Origin of the sequence: uncultured Pseudomonas sp. (genome assembly GCF_913774235.1) — a bacterium.
Lineage (GTDB): Bacteria > Pseudomonadota > Gammaproteobacteria > Pseudomonadales > Pseudomonadaceae > Chryseomonas.
Genome location: NZ_CAJYDW010000006.1, coordinates 60,338 through 77,183, shown reverse-complemented (window position 1 = coordinate 77,183; position 16,846 = coordinate 60,338). Strand labels below are relative to the sequence as shown.

Sequence of the window (16,846 nt, the reverse complement as noted above, 5' to 3'; positions counted from 1 at the left end):
GAAAACGGCGCTAGCCTTTTCCACTGAACTGATGCCACCAATGCATGACCCCGCGAGGACAGACTCCGCGTTGTTCACCGTATGGCGCTACTCCCCCCAACGTCCCGTCTCCACCACGAAATCCCCACCCCAATCCTCCGGATACAGTCCCTCCCGCACCGCCCGATGAAAGCTCGAATAGGGCCAGTCTTTCACCGCCTGCACATGGCCATGCTTGACCGGATTGAAGTGGACGTAATCCAGATGCCGCTGGTAGTCCCGCTCGTCCCGTAAGAGATGCTCCCAATACCTTCGCTGCCATACGCCGCGCTCACCCCGTGCTTGTTGCGTTGGCGTACGAACTTCATCCGCCGGCAGGCGCTTGGAGAACCCGAACTTGATCACCTTCCAACGCAGCGCGAAATCCACGTCGCCCTCGGGCAAGGTCCAGACGCAATGGAGGTGGTCCGGCAGGGTGACCCAGGCATCGATATGGAAGGGATGGCGCCGTCGTGTTGCCCGCACCGTCTCGCGGAGCAGATCGATATGACGTATCAGCAGATCGCTATGCCGATCCGCCAAGACCACGGTGAAGAAGTAGGAAGCTCCCGGAATTCGGGCACGACGAAATCGAGACATGGCAGCTCTTCCTTGAGCAGAGGCAGAAACGATAGCTCAACCCCGTAGCGTGGAAAACGGCATAGCCTTTTCCACTGATCCCCCCAGGTAAGATCCCAAGACCCGCGTGGACAAGCTTCGCGTTGTCCACCCTACCGCCCAGGCCCCGTAGCGTGGAAAACGGCGCAAGCCTTTTCCACTCGCACCGACCAAGGCAACGCTTCAAGGCTCTACCGGTACCAATTGCTTCTCCATAAACACACTCAACGGATCATCCCGATACCCACCAAAAGGCCCCCGCCTTTGGTAGCCCGCCGCCCCATACAAGGCCAATGCCTCGGGTTGGTAAGGACCGGTCTCCAGCATCGCTCTCCTGCATCCTGTCTTGAGCGCCTCAGCCTCCAGGCGAGAAAGCAAACGCCTACCCAACCCCTGACCCCGCCCTGAGGGACTCACGTACATCCGCTTGATCTCTCCATAGCCCTCGTTGAGCACCATGGCGGCGCAGCCGAGCGCTTGGCCGCCTGCGCCACGCGCTACCAGGAACAGCACGTTCGGCTGCATCAACGAGGCGAGATCCAAGGCATGACGACTCTCGGGCGGATAGAGGCCATCCTGGTAGGCGTCCAGGTCGGCGATCAGGGCGATCACCTCGGGTTGGTCGGGTGATTCGAGGGCGATGGGCATGGCGACTCCGCTCAGATGATGGCGCAAGCCTAAGCGATCATCCGGTCGCCCTTCACCCCTTGCTCACCCGCACCCCATCGCGTCCGCCGCGCTTGGCCTCGTACAGCGCCCGATCACCTTGCGCCAACAGGTCCGCCAGGTTGCGCGGCGGTTGATCGAACAGCACCGCGCCGATGCTCAGGGTGACCCGCTCGGGGGTAGCGAGGCGTTGGGTCGCCAGCAGGCTGAAGCGCTCACGCAGGCTGTCCGCCAGGGCTACCACCTCGGCGTGGCTCGCGCCGCCCAGCAGCGCCACGAACTCATCGCCGCCCAGCCGCGCCGCCAGTGAATGACGGGGCAGGGCGCTGCGCAGCAGCTCGCTCAGGGCGATCAGCAGGCTGTCGCCCGCGGCGTGGCCGTGCAGGTCGTTGGCCTGCTTGAAGTTGTCCAGATCGATCAGCAGCAGGGCACCCGGGCGCTCGGGCGTCGCCATGCCGAACAGCCGGGGTGCCTCCGTCTCCAGGGCGCGCCGGTTGTGCAGCCCTGTCAGCGGGTCGCTGCCCGCCAGGCGCTCGATGCGCTGCTCACGGCGATAGCGCACCGTGCCGGTCATCGACAGGGCGATCAGCATCACCGCCATCACTCCCTCCACCAGCGACACCTGGATGATCGTCCCACGATAGGACTCCAGGTTGAGCAGGGCGCCGGGCATCAGCGGTGGGATCATCTTGGCGAAATAGAAGGCCCCGTGTCCCACCAGCACAAAGCGCAGTTGCCGCTCGCCGGCGTGGCGCCGCCGCAGCAGCAGACCCGCCCGTACCGCCAGGATGCCGATCAGCGCCGACTGCACCACCAACATCACCTTGGACCACCAGGGCTCGTTCGGCAGCAGCAACAGCCCTAGCCAGATCGGCACGAAGGCCCACCAGCCCAGGCTCAGCCGGCGCCCGGTGAAGCGCGCGACGCCGAGCAGGAACAGCCCATGGACAAAAACCAGCAGACCGTTGGCGAGCCAGATTCCCACCAACAGGAACCCCTGGCTGCGTAGCAGGGCGAGCAAGCTGCCCACGCCGATGAGGGCGAAACCGGTGCTCCAATAGAGCAGCGCGGCCTCGCGTACCGAGCGCCATTCGATGGCCAGATAGCCAGCCGCGGCCGCCGCCAGGGCGATGGTAATGGTCAGGAGAGTAGGGGCATCGAGAGCCATGGGGGAAGGCGGACCTATGCAGCGTGCAACGAATACCGGAGTCTGCCCGACGTGCCGTGGGGCACGCCGCGGACAAGGAGAAACCTGGCGCAGGCCGCCAGTTTACCGTGGTCGGGCGCCCTGTCTGATGTCCGATAGGCTAAGATGCCCGCGGCAAGCCACCAGGGTTTGGCCGCAAGCGCAGCCGCTGGAACGCTATCGGCCAGACCCATCCTGTCTTGAGGGCGGAAGCGAGAGCGCGCCGTCGCCGGGGTGACATCCGCGCCCTGGCTAATCGGTAGCGCCGAGCAGGGTTCCCGGCCGCGAGGCGAGCACGTCGCTCAATACCCCTGGTTGAGCCGCAAGCGCGGTCCGATCACGTCCGCGACGTCGGCGAGTTTCACCCAGTACTGGTCACGCCAGCACAGCCGGCTCAGCGGCTGGCCGTCGAGCAGCAACTGGCCTTCGCCGGGTTGCAGGAGGCGACTGAAGAACAGCTTCAGGCAGTCGCGCCTGAGCCACTCCTCGAAGGGCCCGGCGCGCTCGCTGGTGCTGCCGATCAGCAGGCGCAAGGTGTTGGGGAGATCGATCAGCAGGGTGGGTCGTTCGCCAGGGCCCTGGTGCACGCCGTCGCGATTGCAGTGGCTGCGCACGGCTTCCAGCGGGTCCGGGTAATCCAGCAGCTTGGCGACCTCGCGGCAATCGAACCACAGCTGCCCATCGAAGAACTGATAGACCCGCAGGGGACGACCCGCGAAATGCAAAAGATGGGGCGTGGGCATTGCCTGACCTCCGTATCTAGGCGCAGTCGCTGGGAACTCAGCCACCGAGCGGCCGCTGCCCACCGCAGGACCCTCATGGTCCTCCTACTGCCTGGATGAAATCATGAATTTCAATTTTTACGCAATCGAATGTTCAGTCCAGGCTGGAAGCGGACTTTAACGTCCGCCCCATGAACGACAAACTCGACTTCGCCCAGCGCCTGCGCGCCGCCATGCTGGCGGCCGGCTATCCTGACCGACCCGCGGTGTTGGAGCGCGAGTTCAACTCTCGTTACTGGGGGCGCTCCGTGACCTTCCAGGCGGTTTCCCGCTGGCTGGGTGGCAAGTCCATTCCCGCCCAGGACAAGTTGCAGGTTCTCGCCCAGTGGCTGCAGATCGAACCCCAGGTCCTGCGCTACGGCGAGCAGGCCGTGGCGAACGTGCGCGAACCCCGGGGAAACTGGGCAACCACTGAAAATTACCCCGAGCGCGACGCCATCGAAGCCTTCCTCAGCCTGCCGGACGAACAGCGCAAGGTCGTACGCGAGGTCATCCTCGCCTTCGTCAAGGCCGGCCCCAGCCAGCCGAGCGCCAAGGGCGGCAAAGGGAAAAAGTGATCCGGCGCCACCGTGCGGCGCCGCCTTCAACGATAGGCTCCCACGCCAACCTGCTCACACCGCAACGGCACCGGCCGGGCCTTATAGGCGAGTGACGGAAGCGCTCCTCCGTAACGTGGAAAACGGCGCAGTCTTTGCCGCTCACGCCGGGCTGCGTGGACGAGCTGCGCGTTGCCCACCCGACGCCCGCTCAAGCCACTCGCTGGACGCTTTCGCCCGCGCATAGCCGCGGACTGAAGCCTCACGCTCACGCCTGCGAAGGCTGGCCCTTGGATTCGCCTAGGGCCTCACCAATGCCCGAATCGCCGTAGCCGGCAACCGCGCCGTGCTGCCATCCGCCAGGCGCAGCACGATCGCCTCGCCCAACGACCAGACCACCTGCACATCCTGCAGCACGCACTGCTCGTTGGTAGGTAGCACCCTGGCCTGTTCTTTGGCGCAATAGGACGCATCCAGCACGATGGCCTTGGCTTGGTAGTTACCCAGGCCCAGCGTCTTGACCATCGTCTCGGGCAGAGTGGTCAGCACCCCGCTATAGCCGGCCAGGAAGAGGGCGAAAAACAGCGAAAACATCAGTGCCGCATTCCAGCCAGCGATGAACACCATGGACGTCATCGTCACGACGAAGCTGATGATGAAGGGGGCGATGGCCAGGGCGCCCCACTTTAATAACGGCTGCCAATCGCTCACCAGTGGATAGGCTTGGGCTAGCATCCAGACAATGAACAGGCCGACGACCATCGTTGGCAGGTAAGCCTCCCAGACGAACTTCAGGAAACTGAAGCGGCGCAAGTCGAATAGCCCCTGCACGGCAATGCCCGCCAGTAGCGTGATAGGAATGGGCGCAAGCAAGGCAACGCCGACGAACAGCTCAGGATCGACGAAGAGAATGGCCGCATCGCTGAACCCCGCCAACAGATAGGGCACGAAGAACACCAGCATCATCAACAGCATGATCTTGCGAAAGCGCCCTTCGGTGCGATAGGGCAGGGCGTAGGTGATGTCTTCCTTGATCGCCGGCGTATTGATGAAGCGGTAATAGACCCAGGCGCCTGGCAGGAACAGCGCGGCAACGAATGCGCCTATGGTCAAAAAGCCCAGGCACGCTGCAGCCAACAGCAGCGACGAGAACTGGAAGAGGTCGAAGCTGGGATAGAAGTGATTACGGGCGAAATAGGCTAGGAACATCCCGAAGCCGAAGGTCGGCGGCAGCACCTTGGCCAACAGCGAAGCATGGCGCCGCAGGACGGTGCCGGAGAATTTTAGGATGAAATCGAAGACGGCATCCGTGTCGGTGGCGGGTTGGTCGGTCCAACGGGGCATGGTTCATCCTTGAGTATAAATGGCTCTCAGCAGAAATTCGTTGGGCTTCCGTAGCGTGGAAAACAGCTTAGCCTTTTCTATTGGAGAGCGGCTGTCAAAGTAGGACGAAAAACCTACGGCCAATATTTAGATGCATAGGTCTTGAGTTTCCATTGCAGGATACTTTTAGCTATAAAATCTAACGCCGCAGCCCGGCTAATCTCTTTTTATCTAAATTAATTTGCTTTAGGCGTAAGCTTTTGCTGCTCAATGCGCTTAGTAATGGTGTTTTTTGTATTGATGAAATACTTACTTGTACAGCCTAGTTCTTCTGCCTGATTAAGGTGTTGCAGCGCATCCTCAATTTTCTGATTATCCTCACTTCTAGCAATGAAGAAGTTTGCTTCTGCGCTAAATTGCGCTAGGCTGAGTTTGGGCGCAGCAGGCGCTGCAGCAATCTCCTCCATTGAGGCTTTCTCATCGAGGGAAGGCAAATCCATGCAGTCGGGACGCTGGAAGGCTTGGATTGGATAATACTTTGAATAGGGGTCATGCTTTGACAGGTTGGAGGCTATGTCGCTTACAAAGCCCTGCTGAGCCTCAATCATTTTCTTCGGGTCTGTTTGTTGTCCAATACAAGCAGTTGTTCTCGCTAAGCTGGATGCGAGCAAACCTTGGTGGGATGCAAGATCAAGCAGCTCACAGATCTTTTTATTATCCTTAGAGCGCTCGTGCTTAAGGGTATATGCAAGAAGATGCTGAGCGGGTGCGAATCCAAGGTTTGCAGATGCTTCTAGGCTTGCTCTATATGCAATTGCATTGTCAGTGAGTTGTTTTTTTGTTTTTTCATCTATCGCGTTTTTATCTCCTCTGGCCAGGAGGTCTTTTGCTATAGATATGGTCTTTTGTAAGTGCTCTGCGGTCTTTAGTGCTTTTTCATAATCTTCTGCGCCAGCTGATGAATAAGCAAAGCTAACGTTGCCTGTCAGACTGGCTAGTAGTATCAGTAAAAGACGTAGAGTATGCATCGCTGTCCTTTTAAGAAAAGCCCCGCATTAAGCGGGGCTATGATTCCTTTGCTAGCCCGAATGTCTACTCCCGGGTAAAGCGTTGCTATTCAATCTCAATGTCTTAGCTTGGTAATCAATCCCAGCTCAGCGCCCCACCCGTCTGATACTCGATCACCCGCGTCTCGAAGAAGTTCTTCTCCTTCTTGAGGTCCATGATCTCGCTCATCCAGGGGAAGGGGTTGGTGGCGCCCGGGTATTCTTCCTTGAGGCCGATCTGGGTCAGGCGGCGGTTGGCGATGAACTTGAGGTAGTCCTCCATCATCGCCGCGTTCATGCCCAGCACGCCGCGGGGCATGGTGTCGCGGGCGTATTCGATCTCCAGCTGGGTGCCCTGGAGGATCATCTGGGTGGCTTCGTCCTTCATCTGGGCATCCCACAGATGGGGGTTCTCGATCTTGATCTGGTTGATCATGTCGATGCCGAAGTTCAGGTGCATGGACTCGTCGCGCAGGATGTACTGGAACTGCTCGGCGGTGCCGGTCATCTTGTTGCGGCGGCCCATGGAGAGGATCTGGGTGAAGCCGCAGTAGAAGAAGATGCCTTCCAGCACGCAGTAGTAGGCGATCAGGTTCTTGAGGAACTGGCGATCGGTCTCCGGGGTGCCGGTCTTGAACTCGGGGTCGGAGATGGAACGGGTGTACTTCAGGCCCCAGCTCGCCTTTTTCGCGACGCTCGGGATCTCGTGGTACATGTTGAAGATCTCGCCTTCATCCATGCCCAGCGACTCGATGCAGTACTGGTAGGCATGAGTATGGATCGCCTCTTCGAAGGCCTGGCGCAGGATGTACTGGCGGCACTCCGGGTTGGTGATCAGGCGATAGACGGCCAGCACCAGGTTGTTGGCGACCAGGGAGTCGGCGGTGGAGAAGAAGCCGAGGTTGCGCTTGACGATGCGGCGCTCGTCCTCGGTGAGGCCGTCCGCGCTCTTCCAGGTCGCGATGTCGGCATTCATGTTCACTTCCTGGGGCATCCAGTGGTTGGCGCAACCATCCAGATACTTCTGCCAGGCCCAGTCGTACTTGAAGGGCACGAGCTGGTTGAGGTCGGCGCGGGCGTTGATCATCTGCTTGTCGCCGACGTGCACGCGGGCGGATGAGCCTTCCAGGTCGTCCAGGCCTTCCTGGATGTCCAGCTCGTTCAGCGCGGCCTTGGCGCGGGCCACGGCGGCGGAGTCGGTGGCGTCCACGGCGCGGGCGTCATGGGCCAGGGCGTCGCCCTCGGAGTCCAGACGCTCGGTCTGGGCGGGGGCCTGCTGGCCAGCGGCCTGGACGGGCTTGGCGGTGGTGGTGTCGTCGTCTTTGTCGAATTCTTCCCAGTTCAGCATGGGGTGTCTCCTGGGTGGCTGTGTGGTGGGGGCGGGGCAGTTGGGGCCCTCACCCTAGCCCTCTCCTGAAGGGAGGGGATCTAGAGCTTTGGGTGTAGGGGTTTGCCCTCACCCTAACCCTCTCCCAGGGGGAGAGGGGATAAAGAGCAGCCCTCTGCTAAGAGAGGGCTTGGGTACTTACTGGCAGGCTTCGCACTCGGGATCGTCGAGGCTGCAGGCCTTGGGCACCGGAGCCGGTGCGGGGGCGGGAGCAGCTTCGACCTTCTGCGCCGGAGCGGGCGCTGCGCTGGCCTGGACGCCGGTGATGGGATCGGCGCTCACGGCGTTCAGCTTGCCGGTGTTGATGGTGGATTTCTCGGTGCTGGTGGCGGCCAGGGCACGGAGGTAGTAGGTGGTCTTCAGACCGCGGAACCAGGCCATGCGGTAGGTCACGTCGAGCTTCTTGCCCGAGGCGCCGGCGATGTACAGGTTCAGCGACTGGGCCTGGTCGATCCACTTCTGGCGACGGCTGGCGGCCTCGACGATCCACTTGGTCTCCACTTCGAAGGCGGTGGCGTACAGGTCCTTCAGATCCTGCGGGATGCGCTCGATCTGCTGCACGGAGCCGTCGTAGTACTTGAGGTCGTTGACCATCACCGAGTCCCACAGGCCGCGGGCCTTGAGGTCGCGTACCAGGTAGGGGTTGATGACGGTGAATTCGCCCGAGAGGTTCGACTTCACATAGAGGTTCTGGTAGGTCGGCTCGATCGACTGGGACACGCCGGTGATGTTGGCGATGGTCGCGGTCGGGGCGATGGCCATGATGTTGGAGTTGCGGATGCCTTTCTTGGCACGCTCGCGCAGCGGGGCCCAGTCCAGGGTCTCGGACAGGTCGACCTCGATGTACTTGGCGCCGCGCTCTTCGATCAGGCGCTTCTCGGAATCGATCGGCAGGATGCCCTGGGACCACAGCGAACCTTGGAAGCTGGAGTAGCTGCCACGCTCTTCGGCCAGGTCACAGGAGGCCTGGATGGCGTAGTAGCTGATCACTTCCATGGAGGTGTCGGCGAACTGCACGGCGGCATCCGAACCGTAGGCGATGTGCTGCAGGTACAGCGCATCCTGGAAGCCCATGATGCCCATGCCGACCGGACGGTGCTTGAGGTTGGAGTTCTCCGCCTGGGGCACCGAGTAGTAGTTGATGTCGATGACGTTGTCGAGCATGCGCACGGCGGTCTTCACGGTGCGGGCGACCTTGGCCACGTCCAGCTTGCCGTCGACGATGTGGTTCACCAGGTTCACCGAACCCAGGTTGCACACGGCGATCTCGTCCTTGTTGGTGTTCAGGGTGATCTCGGTGCAGAGGTTGGAGCTGTGCACCACGCCCACGTGCTGCTGCGGGCTGCGCAGGTTGCACGGGTCCTTGAAGGTCAGCCACGGGTGGCCGGTCTCGAACAGCATGGAGAGCATCTTGCGCCAGAGGTCCTTGGCCTTGATGGTCTTGTGCAGCTTGAGCTTGCCGTACTCGGTCAGGGCTTCGTAGTACTCGTAGCGCTCTTCGAAGGCCTTGCCGTAGAGGTCGTGCAGGTCGGGTACGTCGGCGGGGGAGAACAGGGTCCAGTTGCCGTCCTCGAAGACCCGCTTCATGAACAGATCGGGGATCCAGTTGGCGGTGTTCATGTCGTGGGTACGCCGACGGTCGTCACCGGTGTTCTTGCGCAGCTCGAGGAATTCCTCGATGTCCAGGTGCCAGGTTTCCAGGTAGGCGCAGACCGCGCCCTTGCGCTTGCCGCCCTGGTTGACCGCCACGGCGGTGTCGTTGACCACCTTGAGGAAGGGCACGACGCCCTGGCTCTTGCCGTTAGTGCCCTTGATGTAGGAGCCCAGGGCGCGCACTGGGGTCCAGTCGTTGCCCAGGCCGCCGGCGAACTTGGAGAGCATGGCGTTATCGTGGATGGCGCCATAGATGCCGGACAGGTCGTCGGGCACGGTGGTCAGGTAGCAGCTGGACAGCTGCGGACGCAGGGTGCCGGCGTTGAACAGGGTCGGGGTCGACGCCATGTAGTCGAAGCTGGCCAGCAGGTTGTAGAACTCGATGGCGCGGGCTTCTTTATCTTTCTCCATGTGCGCCAGGCCCATGGCCACGCGCATGAAGAACAGCTGCGGCAGCTCGAAGCGGGTGCCGTGGCTGTGCAGGAAGTAGCGGTCGTAGAGGGTCTGCAGACCGAGGTAGGTGAACTGCTGGTCGCGCTCGTGATCGATGGCGGCGCCCAGCTTGGCCAGGTCGAAGGTGGCCAGCTTCGGGTCCAGCAGCTCCAGCTCCACGCCCTTGGCGACGTAGGCGGGCAGGGCCTTGGCGTAGAGGTCGGCCATCTCGTGGTGGGTGGCGGACTCGGCCACGCCGAGGAAGCTCAGGCCTTCGGCACGCAGGCTGTCCATCAGCAGGCGGGCGGTGACGTAGGAGTAGTTCGGCTCGCGCTCGACCAGGGTGCGGGCGGTCATCACCAGGGCGGTGTTGACGTCCTTCTCGGCCACGCCGTCATACAGGTTCTTCAGGGTTTCCTTCTGGATCAGCTCGCCGTTCACCTCTTCGAGGCCTTCGCAGGCTTCGCTGATGATGGTGTTCAGGCGGCCCATGTCCAGCGGCTGGGTGGTGCCGTCGGCCTTGGTCACGCGGATGCTCGGGTGCGGCTCGGCGATGTCGCTGGCAGCGCCCTGCTTGCGCTCCTGGCTGCGGGCTTCACGGTAGATCACGTAGCTGCGGGCGACCTTCTGCTCGCCGGCGCGCATCAGCGCCAGTTCGACCTGGTCCTGGATCTCTTCGATATGAATGGTGCCACCGGAGGGCATGCGGCGCTTGAAGGTGCTGCTGACCTGGTCGGTGAGCTGCTTGACGGTGGTGTGGATGCGCGAGGAGGCCGCGGCGGTACCGCCTTCCACGGCGAGGAAAGCCTTGCTGATGGCCACGGTGATCTTGTCGTCGGTGTAGGGGACGACGGTACCGTTGCGCTTGATGACGCGCAGTTGACCGGGAGCGGTGGCGCCCAGGTCCTGGCTGGTCTCTTGCGCGGGGCGGCCCTGCTGGGCTTGCTCGCGGGTCAGGTCGGTGTGCATGCGGATCTCCCTTGATCTGAAATAGGGGACCATCGGCGAGCCGGTGGTCCGGAAGCGGGTTGGCCCAGGGCCTGCGCGACGCGAGCGTCGCGCGACTACCAATGAAGATTCCAACGAAAAGCCGTGCCGACGCCGACTCCCGAGGGCGTCGACGGGCGGGGTCCAGGGACCCTGGAAATTCATAATTCGGGCGACAGGATAAGCCCTCATCGTAAGGGAAGACAGTCTTGACAGGGGGGTGTTTCGCCGTCCCAGTCCCCACCGACGAACTGCTATATATGGTGTTGTACTACGTCCGGGGCCACTAGATGTCGCGTTTATCACGTTTTCGGCTGTGGATAACGCGTGGATAAGCTGTTCGGCATTGGGGGGTATCCTGGGGGCGGGCCCATGCCAGCCCTCGCCAACTCCGGTCTCAGGGCCTGCTGATCAAATAACGTACAGGCGCCGACTATGTCGCATCCAGAAAAGTGGCTGGATATACCGGTTCGCTATGAGCGTCCCAGCCGACATAAGAAAACGGTAGATAGACGGTGCGACCTTCTGCCTCGGCGCCGTTTTTGACCCTGAGCGCTACCCCCTTCCTTATTTGAGCGCTACCCCCTTCCTTATTAAGGCCGCGGATGAGCATGCGCTGCTAGGCGCGCACGGCCAGCAACGTCAGCAGCCGCTGCTCGTCATCCACTTGGAAATGGCCACTCAACTCGGCTCCGGCCGTCCAGCGCGGGGACAGGTCGATGAGCAGGCGGATGGCGAAGTGGCCGGTGGCGAGGTCCCACGCCAGGATCTCGGCGTCCTGGAAGAAGAACATCTGTTGCACCTGGGGATGGAGAGCCTTGAACAGACTTTCCTTGGCCGAAAAGGCCAGGGTGATGGCGAGGGCTTGCTGGCTTTCGTCGAGTGGATGCAGGCGCGCGAGTTCGGTCGGGGTGAGGATCTGGTCGACCAGGCGCAGGGCCTTGGCGGGTTCGAGTAGCGACTCGGCGTCCAGGCCTATGCCCAGATATTCCTCCTGGTGACCCACCGCCGCCGCGGCCCAGCCATGGCTATGGGTGATGGCGCCCACCTGGCCCGCCGGCCAGGCCGGGCCGCGGTCCTGACTGCGGTGCCCCGGGACCGCGGGGCTGCCGGTCAGGCGCCGCAGGGCCTCCCGGGCGCAGAGGCGCCCCGCGAGGTATTCGGCCTGGCGCTTGGCCACGGCGCGCCAGAGGTTGTCCGGTGGCTGCACGCCCAGGCGCAAGGTGTCGCGCTCGAAGTCGACCTGGGCGGGGTCGAAGCGGCAACAGATGATTTCCAGTGATGCCAGGTCTTCGCCCAGGGGGGCGAGGGGAGTGGGCGCGGTGCAGCAGCCCGGTAGATCCTTCTCTTGCATGGTGGGCACGGTGGCAGGGTGGTCCCGGCATTCTACTCGGCGGGGAAGGTGGCAGCTCATGCCGGCGCTTCCGAAAAGGCGAGCTGAGGATAGCCGACTACCGATCTGCATGGGCGGAAAACCGCCTTGGGCGGTGGGGGATTTCCGCCCGTTTTCGTCGGATGGCGGAGTCTCGCCCTGGTTTCGCAACTAGACTTTCGGCTGAAAGGTGCATGAAAGCTGGCCATTTGATTGCGCAGACAAAAGTGGAACGGCTATTGCTTAGTTACAGGCAGATACCGGTGTCACCGTCGCGCGGCCATCGGATCCACAACAAAAAGCTCTCAGGATGAGAGAGCCACTTTCAGTCAGGTGCCCACTCGAGACAGGACGTCAGGTAGTGGCCACAAGGGAAAGAGCCATGACCGCCACCGTCGACACAACAACAACGACTACTGCTCCCGCACCCAAGCGAAACGTCAAGCAACCCCTCTACAAGAGTCTGTACTTCCAGGTGATCGTCGCCATCATCCTGGGTGTGCTGCTCGGCCACTTCTATCCCCAGACCGGCGCTGCCATGAAGCCGCTGGGCGATGGTTTCATCAAGCTGATCAAGATGGTCATCGCGCCCATCATCTTCTGCACCGTGGTAACGGGTATCGCCGGCATGCAGAACATGAAGGCGGTCGGTAAGACCGGTGGCATGGCCCTGCTGTACTTCGAAATCTTCTCCACCGTCGCGCTGCTGATCGGCCTGATCGTGGTCAACGTCGTCCAGCCGGGCGCCGGCATGAACGTCGACGTCAGCACCCTGGACACCAAGGGCATCGCTGCCTACGCCGCGGCTGGCGAGAAGCAGAGCACCATCGACTTCCTGATGAACATCATCCCGTCGACGGTCGTCAATGCCTTCGCTACCGGTGAGATCCTGCAGGTACTGTTCTTCGCCGTGCTGTTCGGCTACGCCCTGCATCGCCTGGGCGAGACCGGTCAACTGGTGTTCAACTTCATCGACCGCATCTCCCACGTCTTCTTCAACATCATCAACGTCATCATGAAGCTCGCCCCCATCGGCGCCTTCGGTGCTATGGCGTTCACCATCGGCAAGTACGGCGTCGGCACCCTGGTGCAGCTGGGCTACCTGATGGCCTGCTTCTACATCACCTGCCTGCTGTTCGTGCTGGTGGTGCTGGGTGCCGTGGCGCGCGTGCACGGCTTCAGCATCCTCAAGTTCATCAAGTACATCCGTGAAGAACTGCTGATCGTGCTGGGTACCTCGTCCTCCGAGTCCGCCCTGCCGCGCATGCTGACCAAGATGCAGAAGCTGGGCGCCGAGAAGTCGGTGGTTGGCCTGGTGATCCCCACCGGCTACTCCTTCAACCTCGACGGTACTTCCATCTACCTGACCATGGCCGCGGTATTCATCGCCCAGGCCACCAACACCCAGATGGACATCACCCACCAGATCACCCTGCTGCTGGTGCTGCTGATCTCCTCCAAGGGTGCTGCAGGCGTCACCGGTAGCGGCTTCATCGTGCTGGCCGCCACCCTGTCCGCCGTCGGTCACGTACCGGTCGCCGGTCTGGCGCTGATCCTGGGTATCGACCGCTTCATGTCCGAAGCCCGCGCCCTGACCAACCTGGTCGGTAACGGCGTGGCCTCCATCGTGGTCGCCAAGTGGTGCGGCCAGCTGGACGAGCAGACCCTGCAGACCGAACTCGCTCGCGGCCCGAACGCCGTCGAAGTCGAGGAAGCTCGCCAGACTGCCTGAGCCTCGCGCGAGGGCTGCTCCTGAAGCGGTCCCTGCGGTAACGACAAGACGCCCGTATCGAAAGATACGGGCGTTTTCTTTTGCGCAGGATTCGGTGCGGGGAGGGCGTCGGTGATGTGCCCGGCTGAGAGTGCCGAGCGATCCATAGGCGGGAGACTCAGGGTGACGGCCAGGATTCCAGGGCGGCAGCTCCAGCGCATTGCCAAGTGGCAGCCAAGCTATGGCGAAGGGCGGCAGCGCGCCCTGGGCGGGCCTTGCGATGTCGGGGAGAGGGGATGCTCGCCGGCGTCGTACAGGTGCGTACGGCCCACCAGGCTGCGGGGTCGTAGGCGGGTTGTCGTGAAAGCGGGATAGGGGGCGGAGCAGGAGGGACGAAGCGCTGGCAGGGCGCCAGCGCTTCGAGGGGGATCAGCGACGCAGGGTGGGGCGGTAGCCCATCACGCCGTAGAACAGGATGTAGAGGTAGCAGGCCAGGGGGATCAGGAAGGAGGGCAGCAGGCCGATGGTATCGGCGAAGTAGCCCTGGATGGCCGGCACCAGCGCACCGCCGACGATACCCATGCACAGCAGGCCCGAACCCTTGGAGGTGAACTTGCCCAGGCCCTTGAGGGCCAGGGAGAAGATGGTCGGGAACATGATGGAGTTGAAGAAACCGATCGCCAGCAGCGCCCACATGGCGACCTTGCCGCCCTGCAGCACGGCCACGGCCAGCAGCACGCCGATGGCGATGGCATTGAAGCTCAGGGCCAGGTTCGGGCGTACCTTGGTCATCACCACGCCGCCGATGAAGCGGCCGATCATGGCGCCGCCCCAGTAAAGGGACAGGTACTTGGCGGCGGTGGCGGCGTCCAGGCTGGCCACATCCGGGCTTTCCATCAGGCTCACCAGGTAGCTGCCGATGGACACCTCCGCGCCCACGTACATGAAGATGCCGACCACGCCGAGCAGCAGGTGGCGATAGGCCCAGACGCTGTTGGCGGTCAGGGCGTTCTCGTCGGTGGCGTTGTCCTGTTCGGTGTCCTTGATCTGCGGCAGGCGGAACAGGCCGATGATCACGGCCAGAGCGACCAGCATGCCCGCCAGGATCAGGTAGGGCAGCTGCACCGAGTGGGCGGCGGAGTCTTCACCGACCAGCGCCAGGATGGTCACTGCACCCACCAGCGGGCCGACGGTGGTGCCCAAAGAGTTGAAGGCCTGGGTGAGGTTGAGGCGCGAGGCCGCGGTTTCCGGCTTGCCGAGGATGGTGACGTAGGGGTTCGCCGCTACCTGCAGTACGGTGATGCCGGCCGCCAGGACGAAGAGGGCGGTCAGGAAAAAGCCGTAGGATTGGGCGCCGGCCGCCGGATAGAAGAGTACACAGCCGACACCGGCGGTGAGCAGGCCAACGATGATGCCCTTCTTGTAACCCAGGCTCTCGACCAGGCGACCTGCCGGGAAGGAGACGATGAAGTAGGCGGTGAAGAAGCAGAACTGGATCAGCGAGGCCTGTAGATAGCTGAGGGTGAAGACCGCCTTGAGGTGGGGGATCAGGATGTCGTTCAGCGAGGTGATCAGGCCCCACATGAAGAACAGCATGGTGAGGACGATCAGGGGTCCGCGGTAGCTCTGGTTTTGATTGTGCATTGGGGCTCCATGGGTACGACGGTTTCTTGTGTCTGTCCACTATGTTCGGACAGCGCTGTCTAAGGCAGCTGTGCAGGCACAGCGAAGCGGCGCGAGATTAAGCTATTCGCGCTGCTGAATCCATTCTTCCTGGAGGTTCGCAGGCGAAGCGCTGGCGCCTTCGACCGCGGGGGGCCATGACCGGTTCAGCCGGGCAGGGAGCAGAAATGAAAAACGGCGCCAGAGGCGCCGTTCGGGTCACACGAGCGAGGGCCTATCAGCCCTGCCAGCGCTTGAGGACCAGGGTGGCATTGGTGCCGCCGAAGCCGAAGCTGTTGCTCATGATGAGGTTCAGCTTGGCGTCTTCCTTGGTCTCGCGCAGGATCGGCATGTCGGCGACTTCCGGGTCCAGCTCGTCGATGTTGGCCGAGCCGGCGATGAAGTTGCCTTCCATCATCAGCATGCAGTAGATGGCCTCGTGCACACCGGCAGCGCCCAGGGAGTGACCGGACAGGCTCTTGGTGGAGCTGATGACCGGAGCCTTGTCGCCGAACACGGCGCGCACGCCCTTGATCTCGGCCACGTCGCCCACCGGGGTGGAGGTGCCGTGGGTGTTCAGGTAGTCGATCTCGCCGTCGACGGTGGACAGCGCCTGCTGCATGCAGCGGATGGCGCCTTCGCCGCTCGGGGCGACCATGTCGTAGCCGTCGGAGGTCGCGCCGTAGCCGACGATCTCGGCATAGATCTTGGCGCCACGGGCCAGGGCGTGTTCGAGTTCCTCGACCACCACCATGCCGCCGCCGCCGGCGATGACGAAACCGTCACGCTTGCTGTCGTAGGCACGGGAAGCCTTTTCCGGCGTCTCGTTGTAGTCGCTGGAGAGGGCGCCCATGGCATCGAACAGCATGCTCTGGGTCCAGTGCTCTTCCTCGCCACCGCCGGCGAAGACCACATCCTGCTTGCCGAGCTGGATCTGCTCCATGGCCAGGCCGATGCAGTGGGCGCTGGTGGCGCAGGCCGAGGCCACGGAGTAGTTCAGGCCCTTGATCTTGAAGGGAGTGGCCAGGCAGGCGGAGACCGTGCTGCTCATGGTCCGGGTCACGCGGTAGGGACCGACGCGCTTGACGCCCTTCTCGCGCAGGATGTCCAGGGCTTCCATCTGGTTGAAGGTGGAAGCGCCACCGGAGCCGGCGATCAGGCCGGTGCGGGGGTTGGACACCTGCTCTTCGGACAGGCCGGAATCCTTGATCGCCTGCTCCATCGCCAGGTAGGCGTAGGCGGCGGCATCGCCGACGAAGCGCTTGACCTTGCGGTCGATCAATTCTTCGAGGTTCAGGTCGATGGAACCGGAAACCTGACTGCGCAGACCCATCTCGGCGTATTCCGGGTTGTGACGGATGCCGGCACGGCCCGCGCGCAGGTTGGCGGAAACGGTGTCTTTATCATTGCCCAGGCACGAAACGATACCCAGACCGGTAATGACGACGCGACGCATGCGAAAAGCCC

General features: G+C 62.5%; 13 protein-coding genes. 2 read left to right on the top strand and 11 right to left on the bottom strand.

The window, feature by feature from the left end:
- Positions 1-87 precede the first annotated feature (87 nt).
- The 4 genes from QZ471_RS05490 to QZ471_RS05475 all read right to left on the bottom strand — a co-directional run bounded on the left by QZ471_RS05490 (position 88) and on the right by QZ471_RS05475 (position 3,231).
- Positions 88-618 (bottom strand): transposase, encoded by a 531-nt coding sequence (locus QZ471_RS05490; protein WP_295461572.1) that lies wholly within the window; start codon positions 616-618, stop codon positions 88-90.
- Between the two features lie 201 nt (positions 619-819).
- Positions 820-1,284, bottom strand: a complete 465-nt coding sequence (locus QZ471_RS05485) for a GNAT family N-acetyltransferase (protein ID WP_295461570.1) — start codon at positions 1,282-1,284, stop codon at positions 820-822.
- 52 nt (positions 1,285-1,336) lie between these two features.
- Positions 1,337-2,470 (bottom strand): GGDEF domain-containing protein, encoded by a 1,134-nt coding sequence (locus QZ471_RS05480; protein ID WP_295461568.1) that lies wholly within the window; start codon positions 2,468-2,470, stop codon positions 1,337-1,339.
- A 320-nt stretch (positions 2,471-2,790) separates the two neighbouring features.
- Positions 2,791-3,231 carry a Bro-N domain-containing protein gene (locus tag QZ471_RS05475; protein WP_295461566.1) on the bottom strand — a complete coding sequence of 147 codons (441 nt, stop codon included), beginning with the start codon at positions 3,229-3,231 and terminating at the stop codon, positions 2,791-2,793.
- Positions 3,232-3,401: 170 nt separating this feature from the next.
- Here QZ471_RS05475 and QZ471_RS05470 point away from each other — a divergent pair, with 170 nt between their 5' ends.
- Positions 3,402-3,827: a transcriptional regulator gene (locus tag QZ471_RS05470; protein WP_295461564.1), complete on the top strand. Its 426-nt coding sequence runs from the start codon at positions 3,402-3,404 to the stop codon at positions 3,825-3,827.
- 279 nt (positions 3,828-4,106) lie between these two features.
- On the opposite strand, the gene QZ471_RS05465 is transcribed toward QZ471_RS05470, so the two are convergent.
- The 5 genes from QZ471_RS05465 to QZ471_RS05445 form a co-directional block, all read right to left on the bottom strand.
- Positions 4,107-5,150 (bottom strand): hypothetical protein, encoded by a 1,044-nt coding sequence (locus tag QZ471_RS05465; RefSeq protein WP_295461562.1) that lies wholly within the window; start codon positions 5,148-5,150, stop codon positions 4,107-4,109.
- A 215-nt stretch (positions 5,151-5,365) separates the two neighbouring features.
- Positions 5,366-6,157, bottom strand: coding sequence for a hypothetical protein (locus QZ471_RS05460; protein ID WP_295461560.1), 792 nt, complete (start codon positions 6,155-6,157; stop codon positions 5,366-5,368).
- 115 nt (positions 6,158-6,272) lie between these two features.
- The gene (locus tag QZ471_RS05455) at positions 6,273-7,523 is read right to left on the bottom strand and encodes a ribonucleotide-diphosphate reductase subunit beta (protein WP_295461558.1); all 1,251 of its coding nucleotides are present in this window, start codon (positions 7,521-7,523) and stop codon (positions 6,273-6,275) included.
- Positions 7,524-7,700: 177 nt separating this feature from the next.
- Positions 7,701-10,616 carry a ribonucleoside-diphosphate reductase subunit alpha gene (locus tag QZ471_RS05450; protein WP_295461556.1) on the bottom strand — a complete coding sequence of 972 codons (2,916 nt, stop codon included), beginning with the start codon at positions 10,614-10,616 and terminating at the stop codon, positions 7,701-7,703.
- Between the two features lie 637 nt (positions 10,617-11,253).
- Positions 11,254-11,988: a 4'-phosphopantetheinyl transferase superfamily protein gene (locus QZ471_RS05445; RefSeq protein WP_295461554.1), complete on the bottom strand. Its 735-nt coding sequence runs from the start codon at positions 11,986-11,988 to the stop codon at positions 11,254-11,256.
- Between the two features lie 400 nt (positions 11,989-12,388).
- Between QZ471_RS05445 and QZ471_RS05440 the strand changes: the two genes are divergently transcribed.
- Complete coding sequence (locus QZ471_RS05440; protein WP_295461552.1) at positions 12,389-13,738, top strand: dicarboxylate/amino acid:cation symporter; 1,350 nt, start codon at positions 12,389-12,391, stop codon at positions 13,736-13,738.
- A gap of 408 nt (positions 13,739-14,146) precedes the next feature.
- On the opposite strand, the gene QZ471_RS05435 is transcribed toward QZ471_RS05440, so the two are convergent.
- Both QZ471_RS05435 and fabB read right to left on the bottom strand, forming a co-directional pair.
- Positions 14,147-15,361 carry a sugar MFS transporter gene (locus tag QZ471_RS05435; RefSeq protein WP_058765900.1) on the bottom strand — a complete coding sequence of 405 codons (1,215 nt, stop codon included), beginning with the start codon at positions 15,359-15,361 and terminating at the stop codon, positions 14,147-14,149.
- A 256-nt stretch (positions 15,362-15,617) separates the two neighbouring features.
- Complete coding sequence (gene fabB, locus QZ471_RS05430) at positions 15,618-16,835, bottom strand: beta-ketoacyl-ACP synthase I (protein WP_295461548.1); 1,218 nt, start codon at positions 16,833-16,835, stop codon at positions 15,618-15,620.
- Between the last annotated feature and the right edge of the window lie 11 nt (positions 16,836-16,846).

Bases quoted from the DNA above. Each gene is read 5' to 3' on its own strand.
- QZ471_RS05490 (WP_295461572.1), bottom strand. From the start codon at position 618: ATGTCTCGATTTCGTCGTGCCCGAATTCCGGGAGCTTCCTACTTCTTC.
- QZ471_RS05485 (WP_295461570.1), bottom strand. From the start codon at position 1,284: ATGCCCATCGCCCTCGAATCACCCGACCAACCCGAGGTGATCGCCCTG.
- QZ471_RS05480 (WP_295461568.1), bottom strand. From the start codon at position 2,470: ATGGCTCTCGATGCCCCTACTCTCCTGACCATTACCATCGCCCTGGCG.
- QZ471_RS05475 (WP_295461566.1), bottom strand. From the start codon at position 3,231: ATGCCCACGCCCCATCTTTTGCATTTCGCGGGTCGTCCCCTGCGGGTC.
- QZ471_RS05470 (WP_295461564.1), top strand. From the start codon at position 3,402: ATGAACGACAAACTCGACTTCGCCCAGCGCCTGCGCGCCGCCATGCTG.
- QZ471_RS05465 (WP_295461562.1), bottom strand. From the start codon at position 5,150: ATGCCCCGTTGGACCGACCAACCCGCCACCGACACGGATGCCGTCTTC.
- QZ471_RS05460 (WP_295461560.1), bottom strand. From the start codon at position 6,157: ATGCATACTCTACGTCTTTTACTGATACTACTAGCCAGTCTGACAGGC.
- QZ471_RS05455 (WP_295461558.1), bottom strand. From the start codon at position 7,523: ATGCTGAACTGGGAAGAATTCGACAAAGACGACGACACCACCACCGCC.
- QZ471_RS05450 (WP_295461556.1), bottom strand. From the start codon at position 10,616: ATGCACACCGACCTGACCCGCGAGCAAGCCCAGCAGGGCCGCCCCGCG.
- QZ471_RS05445 (WP_295461554.1), bottom strand. From the start codon at position 11,988: ATGCAAGAGAAGGATCTACCGGGCTGCTGCACCGCGCCCACTCCCCTC.
- QZ471_RS05440 (WP_295461552.1), top strand. From the start codon at position 12,389: ATGACCGCCACCGTCGACACAACAACAACGACTACTGCTCCCGCACCC.
- QZ471_RS05435 (WP_058765900.1), bottom strand. From the start codon at position 15,361: ATGCACAATCAAAACCAGAGCTACCGCGGACCCCTGATCGTCCTCACC.
- fabB (WP_295461548.1), bottom strand. From the start codon at position 16,835: ATGCGTCGCGTCGTCATTACCGGTCTGGGTATCGTTTCGTGCCTGGGC.